The organism is Spirosoma lituiforme, assembly GCF_054776635.1.
On sequence record NZ_BAAHBO010000007.1, the window covers coordinates 95,017 to 112,862 of the forward strand.

The 17,846-nt window shown below is 52.0% G+C and carries 14 protein-coding genes; 10 read left to right on the forward strand and 4 right to left on the reverse strand.

Annotated elements, in window-relative coordinates:
* The first annotated feature begins 5 nt into the window (after positions 1-5).
* Positions 6-1,031, forward strand: a complete 1,026-nt coding sequence (locus ACYU87_RS21300) for a sugar phosphate isomerase/epimerase family protein (protein WP_461136123.1) — start codon at positions 6-8, stop codon at positions 1,029-1,031.
* Between the two features lie 157 nt (positions 1,032-1,188).
* Here the strand turns inward: ACYU87_RS21300 and ACYU87_RS21305 are convergent, their stop codons facing one another.
* Positions 1,189-2,136 (reverse strand): polysaccharide deacetylase family protein, encoded by a 948-nt coding sequence (locus tag ACYU87_RS21305; RefSeq protein WP_461136124.1) that lies wholly within the window; start codon positions 2,134-2,136, stop codon positions 1,189-1,191.
* Positions 2,137-2,329: 193 nt separating this feature from the next.
* On the reverse strand, positions 2,330-2,617 hold the full coding sequence (locus ACYU87_RS21310) for a hypothetical protein (RefSeq protein WP_461136125.1): 288 nt from the start codon (positions 2,615-2,617) through the stop codon (positions 2,330-2,332).
* A gap of 466 nt (positions 2,618-3,083) precedes the next feature.
* On the opposite strand from ACYU87_RS21310, the gene ACYU87_RS21315 reads away from it, so the two are divergent.
* The 5 genes from ACYU87_RS21315 (at position 3,084) to ACYU87_RS21335 (ending at position 8,597) form a co-directional block, all read left to right on the forward strand.
* Positions 3,084-4,052, forward strand: coding sequence for an NAD(P)/FAD-dependent oxidoreductase (locus ACYU87_RS21315; RefSeq protein ID WP_461136126.1), 969 nt, complete (start codon positions 3,084-3,086; stop codon positions 4,050-4,052).
* Between the two features lie 77 nt (positions 4,053-4,129).
* On the forward strand, positions 4,130-5,899 hold the full coding sequence (locus tag ACYU87_RS21320; RefSeq protein ID WP_461136127.1) for an L-lactate permease: 1,770 nt from the start codon (positions 4,130-4,132) through the stop codon (positions 5,897-5,899).
* A 150-nt stretch (positions 5,900-6,049) separates the two neighbouring features.
* On the forward strand, positions 6,050-7,006 hold the full coding sequence (locus ACYU87_RS21325; protein ID WP_461136128.1) for a D-2-hydroxyacid dehydrogenase: 957 nt from the start codon (positions 6,050-6,052) through the stop codon (positions 7,004-7,006).
* A gap of 10 nt (positions 7,007-7,016) precedes the next feature.
* A complete protein-coding gene (locus ACYU87_RS21330) occupies positions 7,017-8,174 on the forward strand; it encodes a glycerate kinase (RefSeq protein WP_461136129.1) in 1,158 nt (385 codons plus the stop codon).
* A gap of 120 nt (positions 8,175-8,294) precedes the next feature.
* On the forward strand, positions 8,295-8,597 hold the full coding sequence (locus tag ACYU87_RS21335) for a hypothetical protein (protein WP_461136130.1): 303 nt from the start codon (positions 8,295-8,297) through the stop codon (positions 8,595-8,597).
* Between the two features lie 384 nt (positions 8,598-8,981).
* Here ACYU87_RS21335 and ACYU87_RS21340 read toward each other — a convergent pair whose 3' ends face one another.
* Positions 8,982-10,475 (reverse strand): FG-GAP-like repeat-containing protein, encoded by a 1,494-nt coding sequence (locus ACYU87_RS21340; RefSeq protein ID WP_461136131.1) that lies wholly within the window; start codon positions 10,473-10,475, stop codon positions 8,982-8,984.
* A 132-nt stretch (positions 10,476-10,607) separates the two neighbouring features.
* Complete coding sequence (locus tag ACYU87_RS21345) at positions 10,608-12,725, reverse strand: S9 family peptidase (RefSeq protein WP_461136132.1); 2,118 nt, start codon at positions 12,723-12,725, stop codon at positions 10,608-10,610.
* A 144-nt stretch (positions 12,726-12,869) separates the two neighbouring features.
* On the opposite strand from ACYU87_RS21345, the gene ACYU87_RS21350 reads away from it, so the two are divergent.
* The 4 genes from ACYU87_RS21350 to ACYU87_RS21365 all read left to right on the forward strand — a co-directional run bounded on the left by ACYU87_RS21350 (position 12,870) and on the right by ACYU87_RS21365 (position 17,841).
* A complete protein-coding gene (locus tag ACYU87_RS21350) occupies positions 12,870-13,538 on the forward strand; it encodes a DUF3431 domain-containing protein (protein ID WP_461136133.1) in 669 nt (222 codons plus the stop codon).
* Between the two features lie 195 nt (positions 13,539-13,733).
* Positions 13,734-15,227, forward strand: a complete 1,494-nt coding sequence (locus ACYU87_RS21355) for a M20/M25/M40 family metallo-hydrolase (protein ID WP_461136134.1) — start codon at positions 13,734-13,736, stop codon at positions 15,225-15,227.
* Positions 15,228-15,320: 93 nt separating this feature from the next.
* Positions 15,321-15,719 carry an FtsL-like putative cell division protein gene (locus ACYU87_RS21360; RefSeq protein WP_461136135.1) on the forward strand — a complete coding sequence of 133 codons (399 nt, stop codon included), beginning with the start codon at positions 15,321-15,323 and terminating at the stop codon, positions 15,717-15,719.
* Complete coding sequence (locus ACYU87_RS21365; protein WP_461136136.1) at positions 15,709-17,841, forward strand: penicillin-binding protein; 2,133 nt, start codon at positions 15,709-15,711, stop codon at positions 17,839-17,841. The genes ACYU87_RS21360 and ACYU87_RS21365 overlap by 11 nt, the downstream gene beginning before the upstream one ends.
* Positions 17,842-17,846 lie beyond the last annotated feature (5 nt).

Genomic DNA, 17,846 nt, shown 5'->3' on the forward strand with positions numbered 1-17,846 from the left:
CAACCATGACACAATCTCGTCGCACGTTTCTGAACCAACTTGGCCTGACGGCCGCCGGCCTGGGGATGGCTTCCGCCTTGCCAACTGACTTGTTTGCCGAAGTGGCTCCCTCAAAATTTACGTTCGATATCTCGTTAGCGGAGTTTTCCTTCGCGGGTGAACTGATGTCGGGGAAAATGACCAACATGGACTTCCCGGCCAGAACTAAAAACGATTTTGGTATTAACGTACTGGAGTACGTTTCTATGTTCTTCAATGATAAACACACCGACAAAACCTATCTCAAAGAGCTTAAGCAGCGTTGTGATGACCTCGGGATGAAGAATAACCTGATCATGGTTGATGGCGCCAACATTGCCGATCTGGACGCAACGAAACGGAAGAAGGCCGTCGAAGCGCATTATGCCTGGGTTGATGCCGCCAAGTTTCTGGGTTGCAGTGCCATTCGGGTCAACCTGGGCGACACATCCAAAGCCATGACGGGCGTAGCCGACGACCCAGCCGATGAGGCCGCCAAGTCGGCCGCCGACGGGTATCATAGACTGCTCGACTATGCCGCGAAATCGAACATGAACGTCATTGTTGAAAATCACTTTGGCAATTCGACCGATATTGACTGGCTGGTGGGCGTGCTCAAACAGGTAAACATGACCAACGCGGGCCTCCTGCCCGACTTCGGTAATTTCTGTCGGCAGCGCAGTGCACCGGAAACCAACGATATCAAGGGCATTATGGGCACCAGATGCATCAAGGAGTATGACCGTTACGAGGGCGTCAGAAAGATGATGCCTTACGCCAAAGGTATTAGTGCCAAAACGCACAAATTCGATGCCAGCGGCAATGAGACCGAAACGGATTTCCGGAAGATGTTCAAGATCATCAAAGACGCTGGTTTCAAGGGCTACGTCGGCATTGAGTACGAAGGAGGGATCATGAGCCTGTATAAGCCAGATGGTGGGTATCTACCAACCACGGAAGGTATTCGGGCCACCAAAACGCTCCTCGAACGCGTCCGCACCGAGTTAGCCTGATGTACGGACAGACACCATGTGATGTCAGTTTCTTAAAACTGACATCACCCAAATACCCAACTGAACTCCTCTCCATTTGGTTGATGGAATAGTTTTAGCTGGAAAACGACAAAAGCGGCTTCGGCCGCTTTTGTCAGTCAAGACGATTTCTGGATCGTCAATCAAAACTCTGAATCATGTTCCGGTACATGGTTGTGGCCTTCCACTGTCCACCGGCAATGATCCGCCGAACCGTATAGAGCGGCATACTATCGTCGCGCTTGTCGGCCAGCGTAAAGGCGGCTGCGTAGCCCCGCTGCTGCAACTCTGGTAGAGCCTGCTTGTTCCAAAGTCCAAATGGATAAGCAAAGTACTTAACGGGCTTACCCACAATGGCTTCCAGCTTCGCTTTGGGTTCTTCAATCTGAATCTTCCAGTCATCGCCCTGATATTTTTTCACATTGTGATGGTCCCAGGTGTGGGCGCCAATGGTATGCCCCCGGTCAGACAGGTCCTTGATTTGTGTTTTGTCCATGTAAGGCTGTTTGCCATGACGACCAATGGCCACGGTCATGATAAAGAACGCCCCTTTGAAACCATGTTTTTCCAGTTCGGGAGCCGCTACGGTATACTGATCGAGGTCACCATCATCGAAAGTGAGCATAATCGGTTTGGAAGGCAGGGGCGCTCCGGTAGCCAGATAAGCATAGAGCTGGTCGGGCAGCACCGTATGGTAACCGCTATCGGCCAGCATCTTCATCTGTTCGCGGAAAGCCGCCACGGGTATGATGTAATCCTTCGCCGATTTAGAGTCGCTCGGGCGCCAGTCGCGAATCTGGTGGTAACACAAAATAGGAACCTGCGGACGCGCCAGAATCGTAGCCGCATTGGCTATTTTGCTGGCAGGAATACTGGCGGGTGAATCAGTTGCTGCGGTTGTCTTTTTCTCCGCGTCATTATCCGTCGATTTTTCGGCGGCTGTCGCGCTACCCGACGAATCAATGGCCGAATCAGTAGCGGTTTCGGTGGCAGCCGATCCTTTCGACTGGCAACTCGATAATCCATTGGTAACTAAAACAGAGAGGCCAACGGCCAGGGCAAGCGGTAAAAACTGACGACTGAACATAGTATATAAGTATGCGTCAAACATAGTGAAAACTATAACGTCGCCAACAGAAACATGCCGAACCGAATAAACTTTAATTCTGATTATACAGGCTAACTAGTGCACCTAAGGTCTGTTCAATTGACCTGTTGAGCGATACAATAGGTCATGCCTTGGTCAGCTAACAGCGACATAGTGATCGTTTCTGCGTCACCTAATCTGACTTGGTCGACGGATTCTTGTGGGTAGCGGTAAAATCACCTTTCAACCAGCGAGGTTTGGGCGTCATACTATAATCCATCAGATAGTTACCCGTCTTCGTGTCCAGGATGATGGTACTACCCTTTTCGCCCATAACAACCTGAAAGCGCCGAATTTCATCGAAAGAATCAGCCCGATGTTCATCAGCTTTGTTAAAATTTGACAACGACACAATCGCGAGTACGCTTAGCGCACCAACACAAATGGATTTAAGATCGAGGGTAATGGTTATGTTTTTCATAGACGTATTTGGGGAGTAATGCGTTGACGAACAAAGCATGTAGAGACGCAACCCTTTGCGTCTCATAACCAGGCAATTTCGGTTGACGCCAATAAGACACAAAAGGCTGTTTAATAAGACACAAAGGGTTGTGTCTCTACTGAATTAACGACAAAACAGCATAGTAGTACGCCATCATAAAGGAGAGTTTCAACTACTCCGTATTTGCACCAATAAATTACATTTTTAATCGCTCCCGTATAGAATTATACGGAGCCTTTCCGTACCGAGTGCCACCCTGCCTGAGTTTTGTGAATTTCCGGATATAGAAGGCTGATCGGGCCTGATCAATAGGGAGCATACATGGGCAAGGAATGAACGCGTAATTATAACCGGATGCCTAAGTAAACGGATAGATTAAATAGATAACCCACTAAACTGAACGGTTTAAGTCGTAAATCGCATCCTGAAAAGTAACGTTAACCAAATGCCATCTTCTTTAATTATTGGTGCGGGTATGGCGGGCCTTACCGCGGCCCGCGAATTGACATCTCAAGGGTGGGATGTTGTTGTGCTGGACAAAGGACGGGGAATCGGCGGGCGGATGGCTACCCGCCGGATTGAACAGGCCCGACTGGACCACGGTGCTCAGTATTTTTCGGCGACAACGCCCGACTTTCAACAGATCATCCAGCCGTTGGTTGAGGATAACGTCGTTGGACAATGGCCTCTGGAACAGACCGATGCTGCCGATTCGGCCTTCCATTATCCGTATTACATTGGTCTTGACGGCATGAACGCTGTCGCCAAAGCGCTGAGTCGAGACCTGACCGTGCTGACGGCCGAAACCGTCGTTTCATTTCGGATAGCTGATGCGCAGTGGCTTGTTGAGACCGAATCGGGGGGGCAATACCGGGCGGATGCCTTACTGATTACCATACCGGCTCCCCAGGCACTCACGCTGATTGAGAAAAGTGGCTTTCCGTTATCTCCGTCCGACCGGTCAGCGCTCAGTGCCATAACATATCGGCCCTGTATCGCCGTAATGGCAACGCTGCATCAGCCGAGCACAATACCCGCTTCCGGTGCTGTTCGGTACGAAACCGGCGACATTGCCTGGGTTGCCGACAATGCGAAGAAAGGCATCTCACCTGGTCAACCGTCCGTTACGATTCATGCCAGTACCGACTTCAGCCGAACCCATTTCGATGATGATCTGGCAAAGATCGGTCAGCAACTGATTGACCAGTTACCAACCTTGATTCCTGCCGATAGCATCAGTACCGTTCAGGTCCATCGGTGGCGCTACAGCCTTGCCGATCAGCGTCATCCGGCGCCCTTTCTGATAGTCGAGGCCCCGCTCCCGCTGCTTTTTGGGGGCGATGGGTTTGGGATGGGCAATGTTGAAGGCGCCTTTCTATCGGGCCTGCAACTGGCGAAATCAGTCAACGGGTAACTTTCGGACGGCCAGCTTGAGTAAAGCGGAAAGATGCACGTGCTTTGGTCACATTAAGCCATCAATCACGTTACATCATGACCTGGAAACAAGTTATTGATCCGTTTGGAAACATCACGCTGTCGGTACTGGTCGCAGCCTTGCCCATCCTGTTTATTTTCTGGGCGCTGATTATCCAAAAAATGAAAGGGTATCAGGCTAGTCTGGTGGCCACGGGCATTGCTATGCTCCTGGCGACGTTGGTATATGGTATGCCCGTCAAACTCGCCTTCTTGTCGGCAATACATGGGGCGCTTTACGGACTATTTCCCATTTGCTGGCTCGTGGTCATGGCCGTGTTTCTGTTCAATATCACGGTCAAAAGCGGCCAGTTCGAGATCATCAAGCATTTCCTGGGGTCAATTACTGCCGACCGCCGATTGCAGGCGCTGTTGATTGCGTTTTCCTTCGGCTCTTTTCTGGAAGGTACGGCGGGCTTTGGCGCGCCGGTTGCCATTACGGCGGCCATGCTGGTTGGGCTGGGGTTCAACCCGTTGTACGCGTCGGGTATTTGCCTGATCGCAAACACAGCGCCCGTTGCCTTCGGCTCTATCGGTATTCCGATCACGGTAGCCTCACAGGTATCAGGCATTCCCGAACTGCCTATTTCGCAGATGGTGGGCCGAACGCTGCCTATTCTTTCTGTTATGCTTCCCTTTTACCTGGTGAGTATCATGGCGGGGATTACCAAAGCCCTGGAAATTTGGCCTGCGGTGGTGGTTTCTGGTGTTTCGTTTGCTTTGCTCCAGTATGTCTCGTCCAATTTTTTAGGCCCCGCCCTACCCGATGTGATTGCCGGTCTGGGGTCTATCATTTGTCTGATCACCTTCCTGCGTTTCTGGAAACCCAGAACGATCTGGCGCTTCAATAATGAACCGGCGGCAGTCAACAACTCCTCCGTCAGCTACACGGGCGGCCAGACGATCCGCGCCTGGTCGCCGTTTCTTGTTCTGACCATCCTGATTATTGCCTGGGGTATACAACCCATAAAAGATGCGCTCAACGCCACCGGGATGGGCCAGTTCGAGTTTCCGGGTTTGCATAACGCCATTCTTGGGAATGATGGCAATCCTATTCCCAAACTAGTCAAGATCAATTACTTATCAGCTGCCGGAACAGCTATATTAATCGCTGCCCTACTCGCCATTCCGCTGGTTGGCTTGACCTATCGACAGGGTATCAACGTCTTCGGGGATACCCTTAATCAGTTGACATTTCCCATTCTCACCGTAGCCGCGGTGCTGGCATTTGCTTACGTTGTCAACGACTCCGGCATCACGCTCACACTGGCTAATGTACTGGCTCATACTGGCTTTTTATTTCCGTTTTTTGCACCCATACTGGGCTGGCTGGGTGTATTTATTACGGGTTCCGATACCTCCGCCAACGCACTGTTCAGCAAACTACAACTCGCTACGGCTCAGTCGATTGGTATCGATCCTGTCGTAACGGTTGCGGCCAACGTGTCAGGTGGTGTGGTGGGCAAAATGATTTCGCCACAATCCATTGCGGTGGCTGCGGCAGCCGGTAACCTGGTCGGTAAAGAATCGCAGTTGTTCAGATTTACGGTGAAACACAGTTTCATTATGCTGATTTTTATTTGCTTGTTGACCCTTGCGCAGGCTTACGTTCTGAAATGGCTCATTCCCGTTTATGAGATGCTCGATGGATATAAAGCCGCAGCCGCACCGGACACCTCAAAAGGGTATTCGTATTTACTCATAGTGGCTGTTATTCTCACTGTGCTGACCATCGCCATCCGTTCCGTTGCCAGAAAAACGAAACAAACACCCGCCCCAGTCCATTAGTTGGCTTATAACTGCCTTAGGTGATGCCTTTTTCGGTCATCCCGACAAAGGAAGGATGGCCGAAAAAGTCGTACCAGCATCTCAGGTCAGGAGTAAGTAGCCTGTCGGCCAGGCAGACAGTTATCGACGAAAACGAAATCAATACAAACCATGAAGATTGTTGTCTTGGATGGGTACACATTGAATCCGGGCGATTTATCCTGGAAGGAACTGGAGAAGCTGGGCGACTTAACCGTCTACGACCGGACATCGCCCGATGAAGTCGTGCAGCGGGCCAACGATGCCGCCATCATTTTCACCAATAAAACGCCCCTGAGCGAGGCTACGATCACTCAACTATCATCGGCCCGATTCATCGGCGTGCTGGCAACGGGATTTAATATTGTGGATACGGTCGCGGCCCGCAAACAGGACATTATCGTCAGCAACGTACCGGGTTACGGCACCGCATCGGTTGTTCAGCTCACCTTCGCTCTGCTGCTCGAACTGACCCTGCACGTTCAGCGGCATAGCGACGCAGTGCGCGATGGCAAGTGGGCTCGCTCGGCCGATTTTAGTTTTTGGGACTATCCACTTATCGAACTGGCCGGAAAAACAATGGGCATCATTGGGTTCGGTAGCATTGGCGAGCAGGTGGCCGATGTTGCTATGGCTTTTGGCATGAACGTTATCGGCTCGAAACGGCACCGTACGGATCAGTCGCACCGTACCAATTTCAAGTGGGCCGACGTACCCGAACTGCTGGCTCAATCGGATGTGGTCAGTATCCACGCACCCCTAACACCCGACACCAAAGGTCTGATCAACAAAGATAACCTGGCACTCATGAAGTCTTCGGCCTTTCTGCTGAATACCGCCCGTGGCCCCATTATCCTTGATCAGGATTTGGCCGATGCCCTGAACAAGGGCATCATTGCCGGAGCCGGTATTGATGTACTATCGTCCGAGCCCCCTGCGGCAGACAACCCTTTGTTTACGGCTAAAAACTGCCTGATCACCCCGCACATTGCCTGGGCAACGCGGGAAGCCCGGACTCGACTTATGCAAATTACTGTCGATAATCTGGCGGCTTTCCTGAACGGGAACCCGGTCAACGTAATCAATTAATCAGCTGCTCATGCCACCCGTTCGTATTCTGATTGCCACCAACGCATTTAAGCACAGCCTGAACGCCCCGGCTGTAGCAGACGCTATTGAACAGGGGCTACTGCAAAGTACACTCAATTGCGTTTGTGAGTGCTTTCCGGTTGGCGACGGGGGCGATGGCACGGGGGCCTTAATGATTCAGAAACACGATGGCCTGCTCGTTTCCGCAACCGTCAGCGACCCGCTCGGCCGACCTACAGACTCGTCGTTCGGACTGGTGAACGACGGGCGCACGGCAGTGATCGAAATGGCAAGTGCATCAGGCATTCAGCTACTCAAGCCCGACGAGCTGGATCCGCTTCGAGCCACGTCATTTGGAACGGGTGAACTAATGAGGTTAGCGCTTGACCAGGGCGTTCAGGAAATTGTGCTGGCCATCGGCGGGTCGGCAACGGTGGATGGGGGGACGGGTATTCTACGGGCACTCGGTATCCAGTTTTTAACCGCTGACAATACAGTACTGACTATTCCTGACAGCCTGACTGACTTAGCCATCATTGATGTAGCTGGCCTTGATCCGCGAATCCTGACGTGTGCGATCACCATCCTCTGTGATGTTGACAATACGCTGATTGGCGACCAGGGATCAGCAGCCGTTTTCGGTCCGCAGAAAGGGGCCACTCCCGAAAGCGTAAAAAAACTGGATGCCGGTCTACGCCGGTTTGCCGACGTTGCGCACCGCCAAACCGGCGTAGACATGACTTGCCTGAAGCATGGCGGTGCTGCGGGTGGCGTAGCGGCCGGACTCCACACGTTTCTCCAAGCTAACCTTGTCAACGGCATCGACTTTTTTCTCGCGTTCACGAACTTTGAGAAAGCGCTGGATCGGGCGGACCTGGTCATTACCGGTGAGGGTAGCCTGGATGAACAGACGCTGCATGGAAAAGGACCTTTTGGTGTTGCGTCTCGGGCAAAGCAAAAAAAATTGCCCGTAGTGGGCATAGCGGGCAGAGTTCCGGCAGAGCCGAGCGACGCGTTGACGCAGTATTTTGACGTATTGCTGGCCATTGGTAATGGACCGGCCGATATCCATACGGCTATGCAATTGACCCGGCAGAATTTGACCCGTACGGCCCGGCAACTGGGCAATTTACTGGCCTTATCAAGTACCGCCAATCTGACAAAGTAATGTGGACGGATGTTGCTCCAACTAGTTGCCATTCGCTCGGTATCACCTGACAACGTAGCCTTTTTGTTCTGTTGGTAGTTACAGGAACAGAAATTGTGTAACCACGTTAAAACAACGGATATGAAAAGGTTGATGATAATGAGTATTCTGCTGGTTGGCGTAACGGCTTTCGGCACCGAAGCCCAAACGACTAACGCAGCTAATCGTAGCAAGACAACCGGTAAAGCAGGGCAACAGAAGTCAATCAGGCGCTCTCCAGACAGCAATCCCGTCGCCGATAGTGCGGCTATGATGAGTGCAACAGACGATGGGGCAAGCGGACAAAGTGGCCGACCAATGATTAATCCGGCGGTTCCGGTCAGCAAAGGAGACTCGCTGAAAAACAAAAAACAGGGCAACCGAAAAGCCAGACAGCGTTACTAATGAATGCTGGATGCAGGGCAGTACAGAAACGTTTTTGTTATCCTGTTACCTCGTCGTCGATGGAATAGCAAAAAACGAGAAAAGTTGTTTGTTCTATTTCTAAGTTGCGAAGGTCTATTTTATAAATTTTCATCCTGCATACTACCCTATTTCAGCAGTATGCAGGATGAAGAATTGACTACTAAACCAACTCATCCCGGACCACCCCAACTAAACTTACCCGGCAGCCCGATCAATGAATTAAGTAGCTTTTACGCAAATCCTACCGCTTACCTCAGGAGAATCTATGTGATTGACATCCGTTTGGATAAACTGACTGCTTTAGATCGACTGACGCGAAGGTAGACTGTGAAGACACGGTTCACAGAACGAGCAGAAGAACCATCAACGAGTTTTATTCCTCAGTACGATCAGGGGCAGGTGCGTATCCCAGGTTGGTTTTAGCCCTTCCTGAATGATAAACGTTTTCGAAAAGTTGCCCAGAATTATGTCAGCATCCCCGTCATTATCCCAGTCGTTCACATCCATGCAAATCCAGCGCCCGAGTCCACTGATGGGTGGGGCATGTGGTTGAAACTGTAAGGCTTTTCGCTGCTCGAACAGAAGAAAACTCTCAGCAGGATTGTACTTAAAATCGGCAAAGAAGGCGATTGTCGCTATATCCAGATCACCGTCCTGATCAAAATCGGTGGCGACGGCCTTTGTACAGCCGTTAATGGGGTAGAAATAAGCCTGTTCATAGCGCTCCCCGCCTTTGTTCAGATAGATGTACAGCCCGTGATACGGTTTCAGCACTTTAGAGTAGTCGCTGTTGTCGCCACAGGTGTACAGAATATCCAGTCGACCATCATTGTTGAAATCAACTAGCTGAAAGCTGGTAGAGCCGTAAACGGATGGGAACCGGAGCAGGTTTCGTTCTGTGAAGCCGCCCTTCTTATCGTTCAAAAATAGCCAGATACCCTCATCGGCGTGCGCAAACAAACCCATCAGGTCGGGCCAGCCATCGGCATTGAAATCGCCCACAACGGCCTGACTGGCTCCAGCTACCTCACGAATGGGCAACCTGGTAAATTGATGATTCGGCGTTTGCTTCAGCCAATATAGCCCCCCTTTGTTGTGTCCAAAACCGCAAACAACCCAATCCGTCAGCCCATCTTTAGTAAAGTCGGCAGATACCGATTGCAGGGGGCGGGGCAGGTCCGTAGCAATCGCCAACGAATCGGTTCCCTGCTTACCGTTCAGTGTCAATGAAACTAGTTCTCCTTTCGAAATATCAGCGGCCCGCATGGTACCCAGACAACTGAACAGCCCCTGCTCGCGGCCCGCTTTATCCCGAAAAAACGTAGCATTGACCGCAGCCGAATTCAGTCGATTGAACAAGGTTGGCTGCAACGTCCGATCCCAGCGACACAGATTATTTCGGAAGGCATCGCTCGAATACAACTGATGGCCAATTGTGTCCATTGCCACCAGGGTTGTCATGGCGGTTTGGCCGGTGTCGAGCCGGGGCTTTTCGAGCGAGAACATAGCCCAGTCAGTCGCTACCGACGCCGGTGGGTTGGCCGCTGCCAGCTTCTCCGGCGCCAACGTCTGGTAATAAGCGAGTAGTTTTTGCCAGCTATCGAACGAAATAGCGGCCTTGGGCCCAGCATAGTACACGCCACCAGGATATACCTCGAGCCCCAGGTTTGGCGCCATAGCGGGCAACACATGTTTTATCCACGTCTCCTTATCCAGCAAATCGGGCGATGGAACTACATGACAACCAGCGCAATGTTGCTGCGCCAGTTGTTTTCCCTCGGCAATCATCGGGTCATTCAGGGCCGCGTCCTTTCCCGACTGACAACTGCCAATGGCCACACACAGCGTTACGAACATAAACGCGTATGAGTACAACCGAAAAAAGGATTGCTTGAGGATAATCATTGTCCGATTAGGCGTACCCTGAACGGCCACGTACGGGAATGAGCTCCCCCGGCACGTGGACGTTCAGGTGTTCAGATCACTCGTTTACTGCTGTACGCCGACCAGATTCAGGATGAACGCGTATTCAAGAGCAATTTCTTTCAGGGCTTCGAAGCGCCCCGATGCGCCCCCATGACCCGCTTCCATGTTGGTATGCAGCAACAATTGGTTTTCGTCCGTTTTCATGACGCGAAGCTTGGCTACCCATTTGGCAGGCTCCCAGTACTGCACCTGCGAGTCGTGCAGCCCCGTTGTCACGAGCAGATTGGGGTAGGCTTTCTTCTCCACATTGTCGTAGGGCGAATACGACAGCATGTAATCGTAGTAGGTTTTGTTTTTGGGATTGCCCCATTCCTCAAACTCGCCCGTTGTGAGCGGAATGCTTTCGTCGAGCATGGTTGTCACAACATCTACGAAAGGCACAGCCGCCACAACCCCCCGATACAGTTGCGGAGCCTGGTTGATTACGGCACCCATGAGCAGCCCGCCCGCGCTACCGCCCATGGCAAAGAGCTTATCGGCATTGGTGTAGTTGTTTTTGATCAGGTAATCCGAGACGTCAACGAAGTCATTGAAGGTGTTTTTCTTCTTCAGCATTTTGCCGTCTTCGTACCACCGGCGGCCCATTTCCTGCCCACCCCGGATGTGTGCAATGGCAAACATGAATCCCCGATCCAGCAGGCTCAGGCGCGTTGAACTGAAGCCGGGGTCCGTTGAGTAGCCGTACGAACCATACGAATACTGAAGCAACGGAGCCGAACCGTCTTTCTTGGTGCCTTTTCGATACACCAGCGACACGGGTACGTTTGCCCCGTCGCGGGCCGTCACGAAAAACCGCTCCGATACGTACTGGTCCTTGTCGAATCCACCCAATACTTCCTGCTGTTTCTTAAGCGTTTTCACCTTCGTATCCATGTTGTAATCGAACGTGGAATTGGGCGTTGTCAGCGACGAATAGCTGTACCGCAGCACGTTGGTATTGAAATCGGGGTTGTAGCTGATGCCTGCCACGTAAGCTGGCTCGCCAAAATCGAGGTACTCATCGGCTTTGGTGAGTTGGTTAATCACCCGGATGTTGGTCAGTCCTGCTTTCCGTTCGCCCAGCACAAGATGTTTGGCAAACACGTCCATGTTAGCCAGATACACATCCGATCGGTGAGCAATCACTTCCTTCCAGGCAGTCCGGTCCGTCGTTTTGCCTTCGGGCACTTCCATCAGCCTAAAGTTCTCGGCCTTCCAGTTGGTCCGTACGTAAAACTTGTCTTTGTAATGAACGATGTCGTACTCGTGTCCTTTCTCACGGGGCAGAAACGTAGTGAAGTGACCGGTGGGCTTGCTGGCTTCCAGCAGTTGGTACTCGGTGGCTACACCATTATGATCGGAGCTGATCTCGATGTATTTCTTTGATTTTGAACGACCCAGTCCCATATAGAACTGGTTGTCTTTTTCTTCGTAGACCAGCACATCGCTTTTCGAATCGGTTCCCAGTACGTGTCGGTAAACCTGATAGCCAAGCAGCGTCTGCGGGTCTTTTTTGACATAAAAGAGCGTCTTGTTATCAGTTGCCCAGGCAAAACTTCCCGCTTCGGTATTTGGAATAGCTTCCGAATAGATCTTACCCGTTTTCAGGTTTTTTACCCGTAGCGTGTAGAGCCGGCGGCTAACGGTATCTTCGGCAAAAATGGCCAGCTCGTCATTGTCCGATACCTCGAAACCGCCGATCTGGTAGTAGTTGTGCCCTTTCGCCATCACGTTACCGTCGAACATGATTTCTTCGGCACCCTGCATCGAGCCTTTTCGGCGGCAGTAAATCGGGTACTCTCCCCCCGTAATGAATCGGGTATAGTAGTAATAAGCACCCTCTTTGTACGGTACCGATTCGTCCTGCTGCTTGATGCGCCCTTTCATCTCCTCGAACAGCTTGGCCCGCAAGTCTTTAACGGGTGCCAGCACCTGATCGAGGTAGGTATTCTCCGCGTTCAGGTATTTAATCACCTCGGGGTTTTCACGTTCGTTGAGGTAATAATAGTTGTCGGTTCGTTTATGACCGTTCGTAATCAGTTCTTTGGGTTTTATGGCCGCTTTGGGCGGTGTAACGGGTTGTGCCTGAGCCATGCTGTACAGCGTGAGAGAAGTAATGAAAAATAGACCAGTCCGTTTCATCGGGGACATCGTTTCAGTTTGTTTCGGCAGTTTATCCGTAAAAATAACGGTTGTTTAGGCGTAACGGTTAGCAGAGCGGCTAAAGAGACCATTAATTTCTTCGCGATCTTTGCGTAACTCTCCCGCCCCGGCGGTTATGATTCCATGCTCGAACTCGTTGTTGCTCATTATACCGAAAACCTCAACTGGCTGCGTAACCTGCCAACAGGGGTACGCAAAACGGTTTACACCAAAAACCCTGAGCCCGTAACTGAGCACCCCACCCTGCCGTTGCCCAACATCGGACGAGAAGCGCATACGTATTTGCACCACCTCGTTGATCGCTACGACACGCTGGCCGACTGGACGGTTTTCTGCCAGGGCAAGCCGTTCGACCATGCCTACGATTTCAAAAAAACACTGCGCGAATTCAATACGGAGCCCCCAGGATTTCGGTGGCTCGGGCATCTGATCGACACCGACGACAACCAGGGGCACCGGCTGTTTGTCCCCTGGAGTAAAAATGAGAACGGGCGAAATCTTGACCTGCTCGGGTTCCATCGGGCGTTATTCGGTACCGACGGCCCCGACCTGTACTCCTTCGTACTCGGCGCGCAGTTTGCCGTTCATAAAACCATTCTGGTAAGCCGGCCGCGTTCTTTCTATGAACACGCTCTGAACGTTTCGATTACTTTTCCGGATGCGGCCCACTGCTTCGAGCGGAGCTGGGATAAACTATTTAATGTAGTCGGGATTGACCCGATCTGGCTGGCTGGTAGGCATACCGTTCAGTTAAAAACGATGAAGCATCCACACGGAAACCCCGCTCTTTAACGTACCTTTCTGCGAACCAAGCCCCAAACGGGTACCTCTGAATAAAAATAAATGTGAAACAGGCCATTATACTTAAATTATATGTTTTTCCTGAAATAGGCCGAACGCTTTGCCCCTACTTTGCGTCTAAACTTTCGACCTCTAAACCTATCATTCATTTATCTATTTAGTTAGAAACTCTTCTACTGTTTTATCATGGCCCGCACATTCTACGTGCCTCGTTTTCGATTTATGTTGCTCTGCATTGGTACGGCCAGTGCATTAACTGCTTTTTACCCAGGCACGCTCCCCTTCCGGAAAGCATTCAGCCGCATAAATACGGAGGTATCCGAACACAGCCGCGCCTACGAAACACTGACCGATGCCTCCCAACGAGTCGGCCACCGGCTGACGGGAAGCCCCAGCGGTGCCCGCGCCGAAGCCTATGCCTTTAACCTGCTGGCGTCGTATGGATTTAAGGAAATTCGCTACGAACCGTTTGAGGTAGAATCCTGGATGCGGGATACCGTTACGCTGGCCATTGTCCCCTACAAAAGCGATAATTTTCGGGATGTTCCAGTAGTAGCGCTGGCTCATTCACCCGTAGAAGCCCACGTTCAGGGTGAAATTGTTGACGTTGGCAATGGACTGGAAGGGGACTTTGCGGCCTTAAAAAATAAATTAAAGGGCAAAGTTGCGCTGGTAAACATTGGCCTGGCGGCCCCCACACAGGGCGCTCGGAATCTTCACCGGTCCGAAAAAACCGCGCTGGCTATCCAGTATGGAGCTACCGGCGTCATCATGGTTAACTTGGTAGCGGGCAATGTTTTGCTGACCGGAACAGCCTCGGTAACGGGTAAATTGATCGCTATTCCGTCGGTTTGTATCTCGCTTGAAAGTGGTCAGGCCCTGCGGGCGTGGATGCAGGAGGAACCGCAAAAACTTCACGCGCAGATTCACATGACCAATACGAGCCGGAAGATACGGGCTCGTAACGTGGTAGCGACCCTGAGAGGCTCTACCTACCCCGATGAGAAAATTATCGTTGGTGGCCACCTGGACTCCTGGGATCTGGCCACGGGTGCCATCGACAATGGCATTGGCTCCTTCGCCATTATGGATATTGCCCGCACCTTCAAAGCGTTGAAACTGAAACCGAAGCGCACCGTAGAGTTCGTCCTGTTTATGGGCGAAGAACAGGGCTTGCTTGGCTCACGAGCCATGGTGGAACAGCTAAAAAGATCGGGCGAGTTAGACAAGGTTCGCTACATGATGAACCTCGACATGACCAACGATCCAACTGGCCTGAATGCGTTTGGCCGTAGCGACATGGTTTCGTTTTTGAATACCATCGGTGAAACAATGAAGGAAGTTGAACCGGCTTTCCTCAATCAAATGGAAAACCGGGCCGGTCTGCATTCCGACCACCAGCCGTTTATGCTGGAGGGCGTTCCGGTGGTGGGCATGAACGGCCACCTGTCCAGAGAGGTGCTCGACTGCTACCACGCCGACTGCGACCGCATTAACCTCGTCAATGCCAGCCAGTTGAAAAATACGGTACGGTATTCATCTATGCTGCTCTACGCGCTGGCCGACGCGGACGATATTCCGGCCCATCGGCAAACAGATACGCAGACCCGCGATTACCTGGTTACGCAGGGTCTGCGGACACCTCTGCAAATTGCCAACGAGTGGCGATGGAAAGAGTGAGTTAGCTCAAATTTTGCAAAATTTAGCCACGGGTGGTCGGGTCCCATCGCGATGATTTTGTTTCTTTGTACAGACATCGTACCCTAACCCATTATGGCTAAAAATACCTTTCGGCAACCCGAGCGGATAGCCAAGCAGAAAAAACAACGGCGTAAGCTTAGGCTGGCTTCCTGGCTCAATGAATTCATTGGGTTAGACCGTCTGTTTGGGGAAGATAACGCCTGGCCGATCCAGCACATTGACCGTATTTTGTGGGTCACGTTTCTGCTTATTCTGTACATTGGCCTGAATCACAACGCCGAACGACTCGTCCGGAGAACCCAGCGCGCCAAAGCCCAGGTCGATGAATTACGATCGCAGTTCACGGTACTGCAAGCCGACTTCAACAAAAGCGGCAAACAATCCGAAATTAGTAAACGGGTGGCGGCTCTCGGCCTGGCCGACAGTCAGACACCACCCCATAAAATAGTGGTCAAGACCGATGAACATTAAGCAGGATATCATTCAACGGGCGAATCACGTCTTTTACATTGTCATTTTCCTGGCCGTTGGTGTCGTCATCCGGCTGGTATCGGTGCAGTATTTCAAGAAAGATCTAAAAGGAAAATTCTGGCGGGAACGCGTGGCCGCAACCCTGATTCAACGGGATACGGTACGGGCAATGCGGGGCAATATTTATGCAAACGACGGCAGCCTGCTAGCCACTTCGCTTCCCACCTACGTGGTTGGGCTGGATCCTACGATGGCCAAGCCCGAGTATTTCAACAAAAAAGTGGATTCGCTGGGTCTATTACTGTCCCGCATTTACCGGGATCGTTCGGCGCGCGACTACACGGACCTTGTTCGGGATGCCCGCGCTCACAAGCGCCGGTACGTGTTGCTCAATCGTCGGCGGGTTACGTTTCAAGAGCGGCAGCAGATGCTCAAGTGGCCGTTCTTCCGGTCGTCTAACAAAGTGGTGGCACGGGGCGGGGTGCTCCGTCCATACTACGAACGCTATCATCCTTACGACCAGATGGCCGAGCGTACCATCGGTAACCTCAACGCCAAAACAGGCCGGGGTTTGATTGGTCTGGAGGCCAGTTTTCAGCCAGCTCTGGCGGGCCGGAATGCCGTAGGTCTTGTAGAGGTCTTGTCGGGGGGTATTCGCAAACCCGTTGACGACGGCCCCGAAATGAGACCCGAGCCCGGTATGGACCTGTACACGACAATCGACGTTAATTACCAGGATATGGCTGAGTCGGCGCTCCGGACAACGCTGGAAAAGTACAGTGCCTCCAAAGGCTGCGTTATTGTGATGGAAGTAGCCACGGGTGAAATCCGGGCGATGGCCAACCTGACAAAAGTGAAAGGCAGCGGTGGTGGCGATCGGTATGTTGAGAATTTCAACCACGCGCTGGCTGGCCGAACCGACCCCGGCTCTACGTTTAAACTGGCTACGATGATGGCCCTGATGGAAGAAAAAGCTATTTCCCTCAATCAGAAAGTTGAAACGGGTCAGCACGCGGTTCGATACAATGGTTTAAAAATTGTGGATTCCAATGGCGGTGGCTCGGGCACGCTCACGGCCCGTCAGGTCTTCGAAAAATCATCGAACATTGGTACGCATTTGCTGATGCGCAGCTATTTCTACAAACGCCCCGACCTCTATTGCCGCTACCTGCGCAAGTTTCACCTGACCCAGCCCACGGGCATTCACATGAAAGGAGAAGCCATGCCCGTTGTGCGCAATCCCGACATGAAAGGGTGGAGCAAGGTATCGCTGACGTCGATGTGCTATGGCTATGAGATGCAGATTACCCCATTGCAGATGCTGGCCTTCTACAATGCGGTAGCCAATGGCGGACGGTGGGTTCGGCCGGTTATCGTTAAACAAATCAAGCTGGCTGACGAATTGATTGAAGATAACAAACCATACATAGCACCCGACCCGATCTGTTCGAAAGAGACGGCGCGCAGGGCCCAGGAGCTCCTGCGGGGCGTGGTGGAAACGGGAACGGCGAAACACATCAACAATCCGTTTTATGCGATTGCCGGGAAAACAGGCACTGCACAGAAAGTTATCGATGGGCAGTATCAGGTTGGTCGTTATTACACATCGTTCATCGGGTATTTTCCGGCCAATAACCCTAAATACAGCATGATTGCGGTGGTCGACAACCCGCAGCAGGGCGAAAACAAGGGCAGCCTGTACGCAGGAGCCGTGTCGGCACCGGTTTTCAAGGCTGTAGCGGATCGAATTGTCGCTTACGATTACCAGATGCACGCGCCTATTCGCGCAAGAACCTCGCAACCGCGCTCGTCGACGGATTTGGTAGCGGGCTACGCCGACGATCTGCACACAATCAGTTCGGCCCTGAACCTCCCCAACGAACCATCGACCGAGGGCTGGGTTGAAACAGCTTCTGATGGACGCTGGAAAGGGCGGCCTACCCGCGCCGACCGGGTTCCCGATGTGCGGGGACTGCCCCTGCGCGATGCGTTATTTTTACTCGAAAACCGGGGCTTCCGGGTACTGGTTGAAGGGCGGGGCAAAGTAAAAGAGCAGTCAATAACGCCGGGACAGGAAACCGAAAAAACGATGGGGAAAGTTATAACCCTGACGCTTGGCTAATTCTT

Excerpts from the sequence above, each read along its gene's own strand:
- ACYU87_RS21320 (WP_461136127.1), top strand. The coding sequence starts at position 4,130 with ATGACCTGGAAACAAGTTATTGATCCGTTTGGAAACATCACGCTGTCG.
- ACYU87_RS21330 (WP_461136129.1), top strand. The coding sequence starts at position 7,017 with ATGCCACCCGTTCGTATTCTGATTGCCACCAACGCATTTAAGCACAGC.
- ACYU87_RS21365 (WP_461136136.1), top strand. The coding sequence starts at position 15,709 with ATGAACATTAAGCAGGATATCATTCAACGGGCGAATCACGTCTTTTAC.
- ACYU87_RS21345 (WP_461136132.1), bottom strand. The coding sequence starts at position 12,725 with ATGAAACGGACTGGTCTATTTTTCATTACTTCTCTCACGCTGTACAGC.
- ACYU87_RS21355 (WP_461136134.1), top strand. The coding sequence starts at position 13,734 with ATGGCCCGCACATTCTACGTGCCTCGTTTTCGATTTATGTTGCTCTGC.
- ACYU87_RS21325 (WP_461136128.1), top strand. The coding sequence starts at position 6,050 with ATGAAGATTGTTGTCTTGGATGGGTACACATTGAATCCGGGCGATTTA.
- ACYU87_RS21305 (WP_461136124.1), bottom strand. The coding sequence starts at position 2,136 with ATGTTCAGTCGTCAGTTTTTACCGCTTGCCCTGGCCGTTGGCCTCTCT.
- ACYU87_RS21335 (WP_461136130.1), top strand. The coding sequence starts at position 8,295 with ATGAAAAGGTTGATGATAATGAGTATTCTGCTGGTTGGCGTAACGGCT.
- ACYU87_RS21340 (WP_461136131.1), bottom strand. The coding sequence starts at position 10,475 with ATGTTCGTAACGCTGTGTGTGGCCATTGGCAGTTGTCAGTCGGGAAAG.
- ACYU87_RS21315 (WP_461136126.1), top strand. The coding sequence starts at position 3,084 with ATGCCATCTTCTTTAATTATTGGTGCGGGTATGGCGGGCCTTACCGCG.
- ACYU87_RS21360 (WP_461136135.1), top strand. The coding sequence starts at position 15,321 with ATGGCTAAAAATACCTTTCGGCAACCCGAGCGGATAGCCAAGCAGAAA.
- ACYU87_RS21310 (WP_461136125.1), bottom strand. The coding sequence starts at position 2,617 with ATGAAAAACATAACCATTACCCTCGATCTTAAATCCATTTGTGTTGGT.
- ACYU87_RS21350 (WP_461136133.1), top strand. The coding sequence starts at position 12,870 with ATGCTCGAACTCGTTGTTGCTCATTATACCGAAAACCTCAACTGGCTG.
- ACYU87_RS21300 (WP_461136123.1), top strand. The coding sequence starts at position 6 with ATGACACAATCTCGTCGCACGTTTCTGAACCAACTTGGCCTGACGGCC.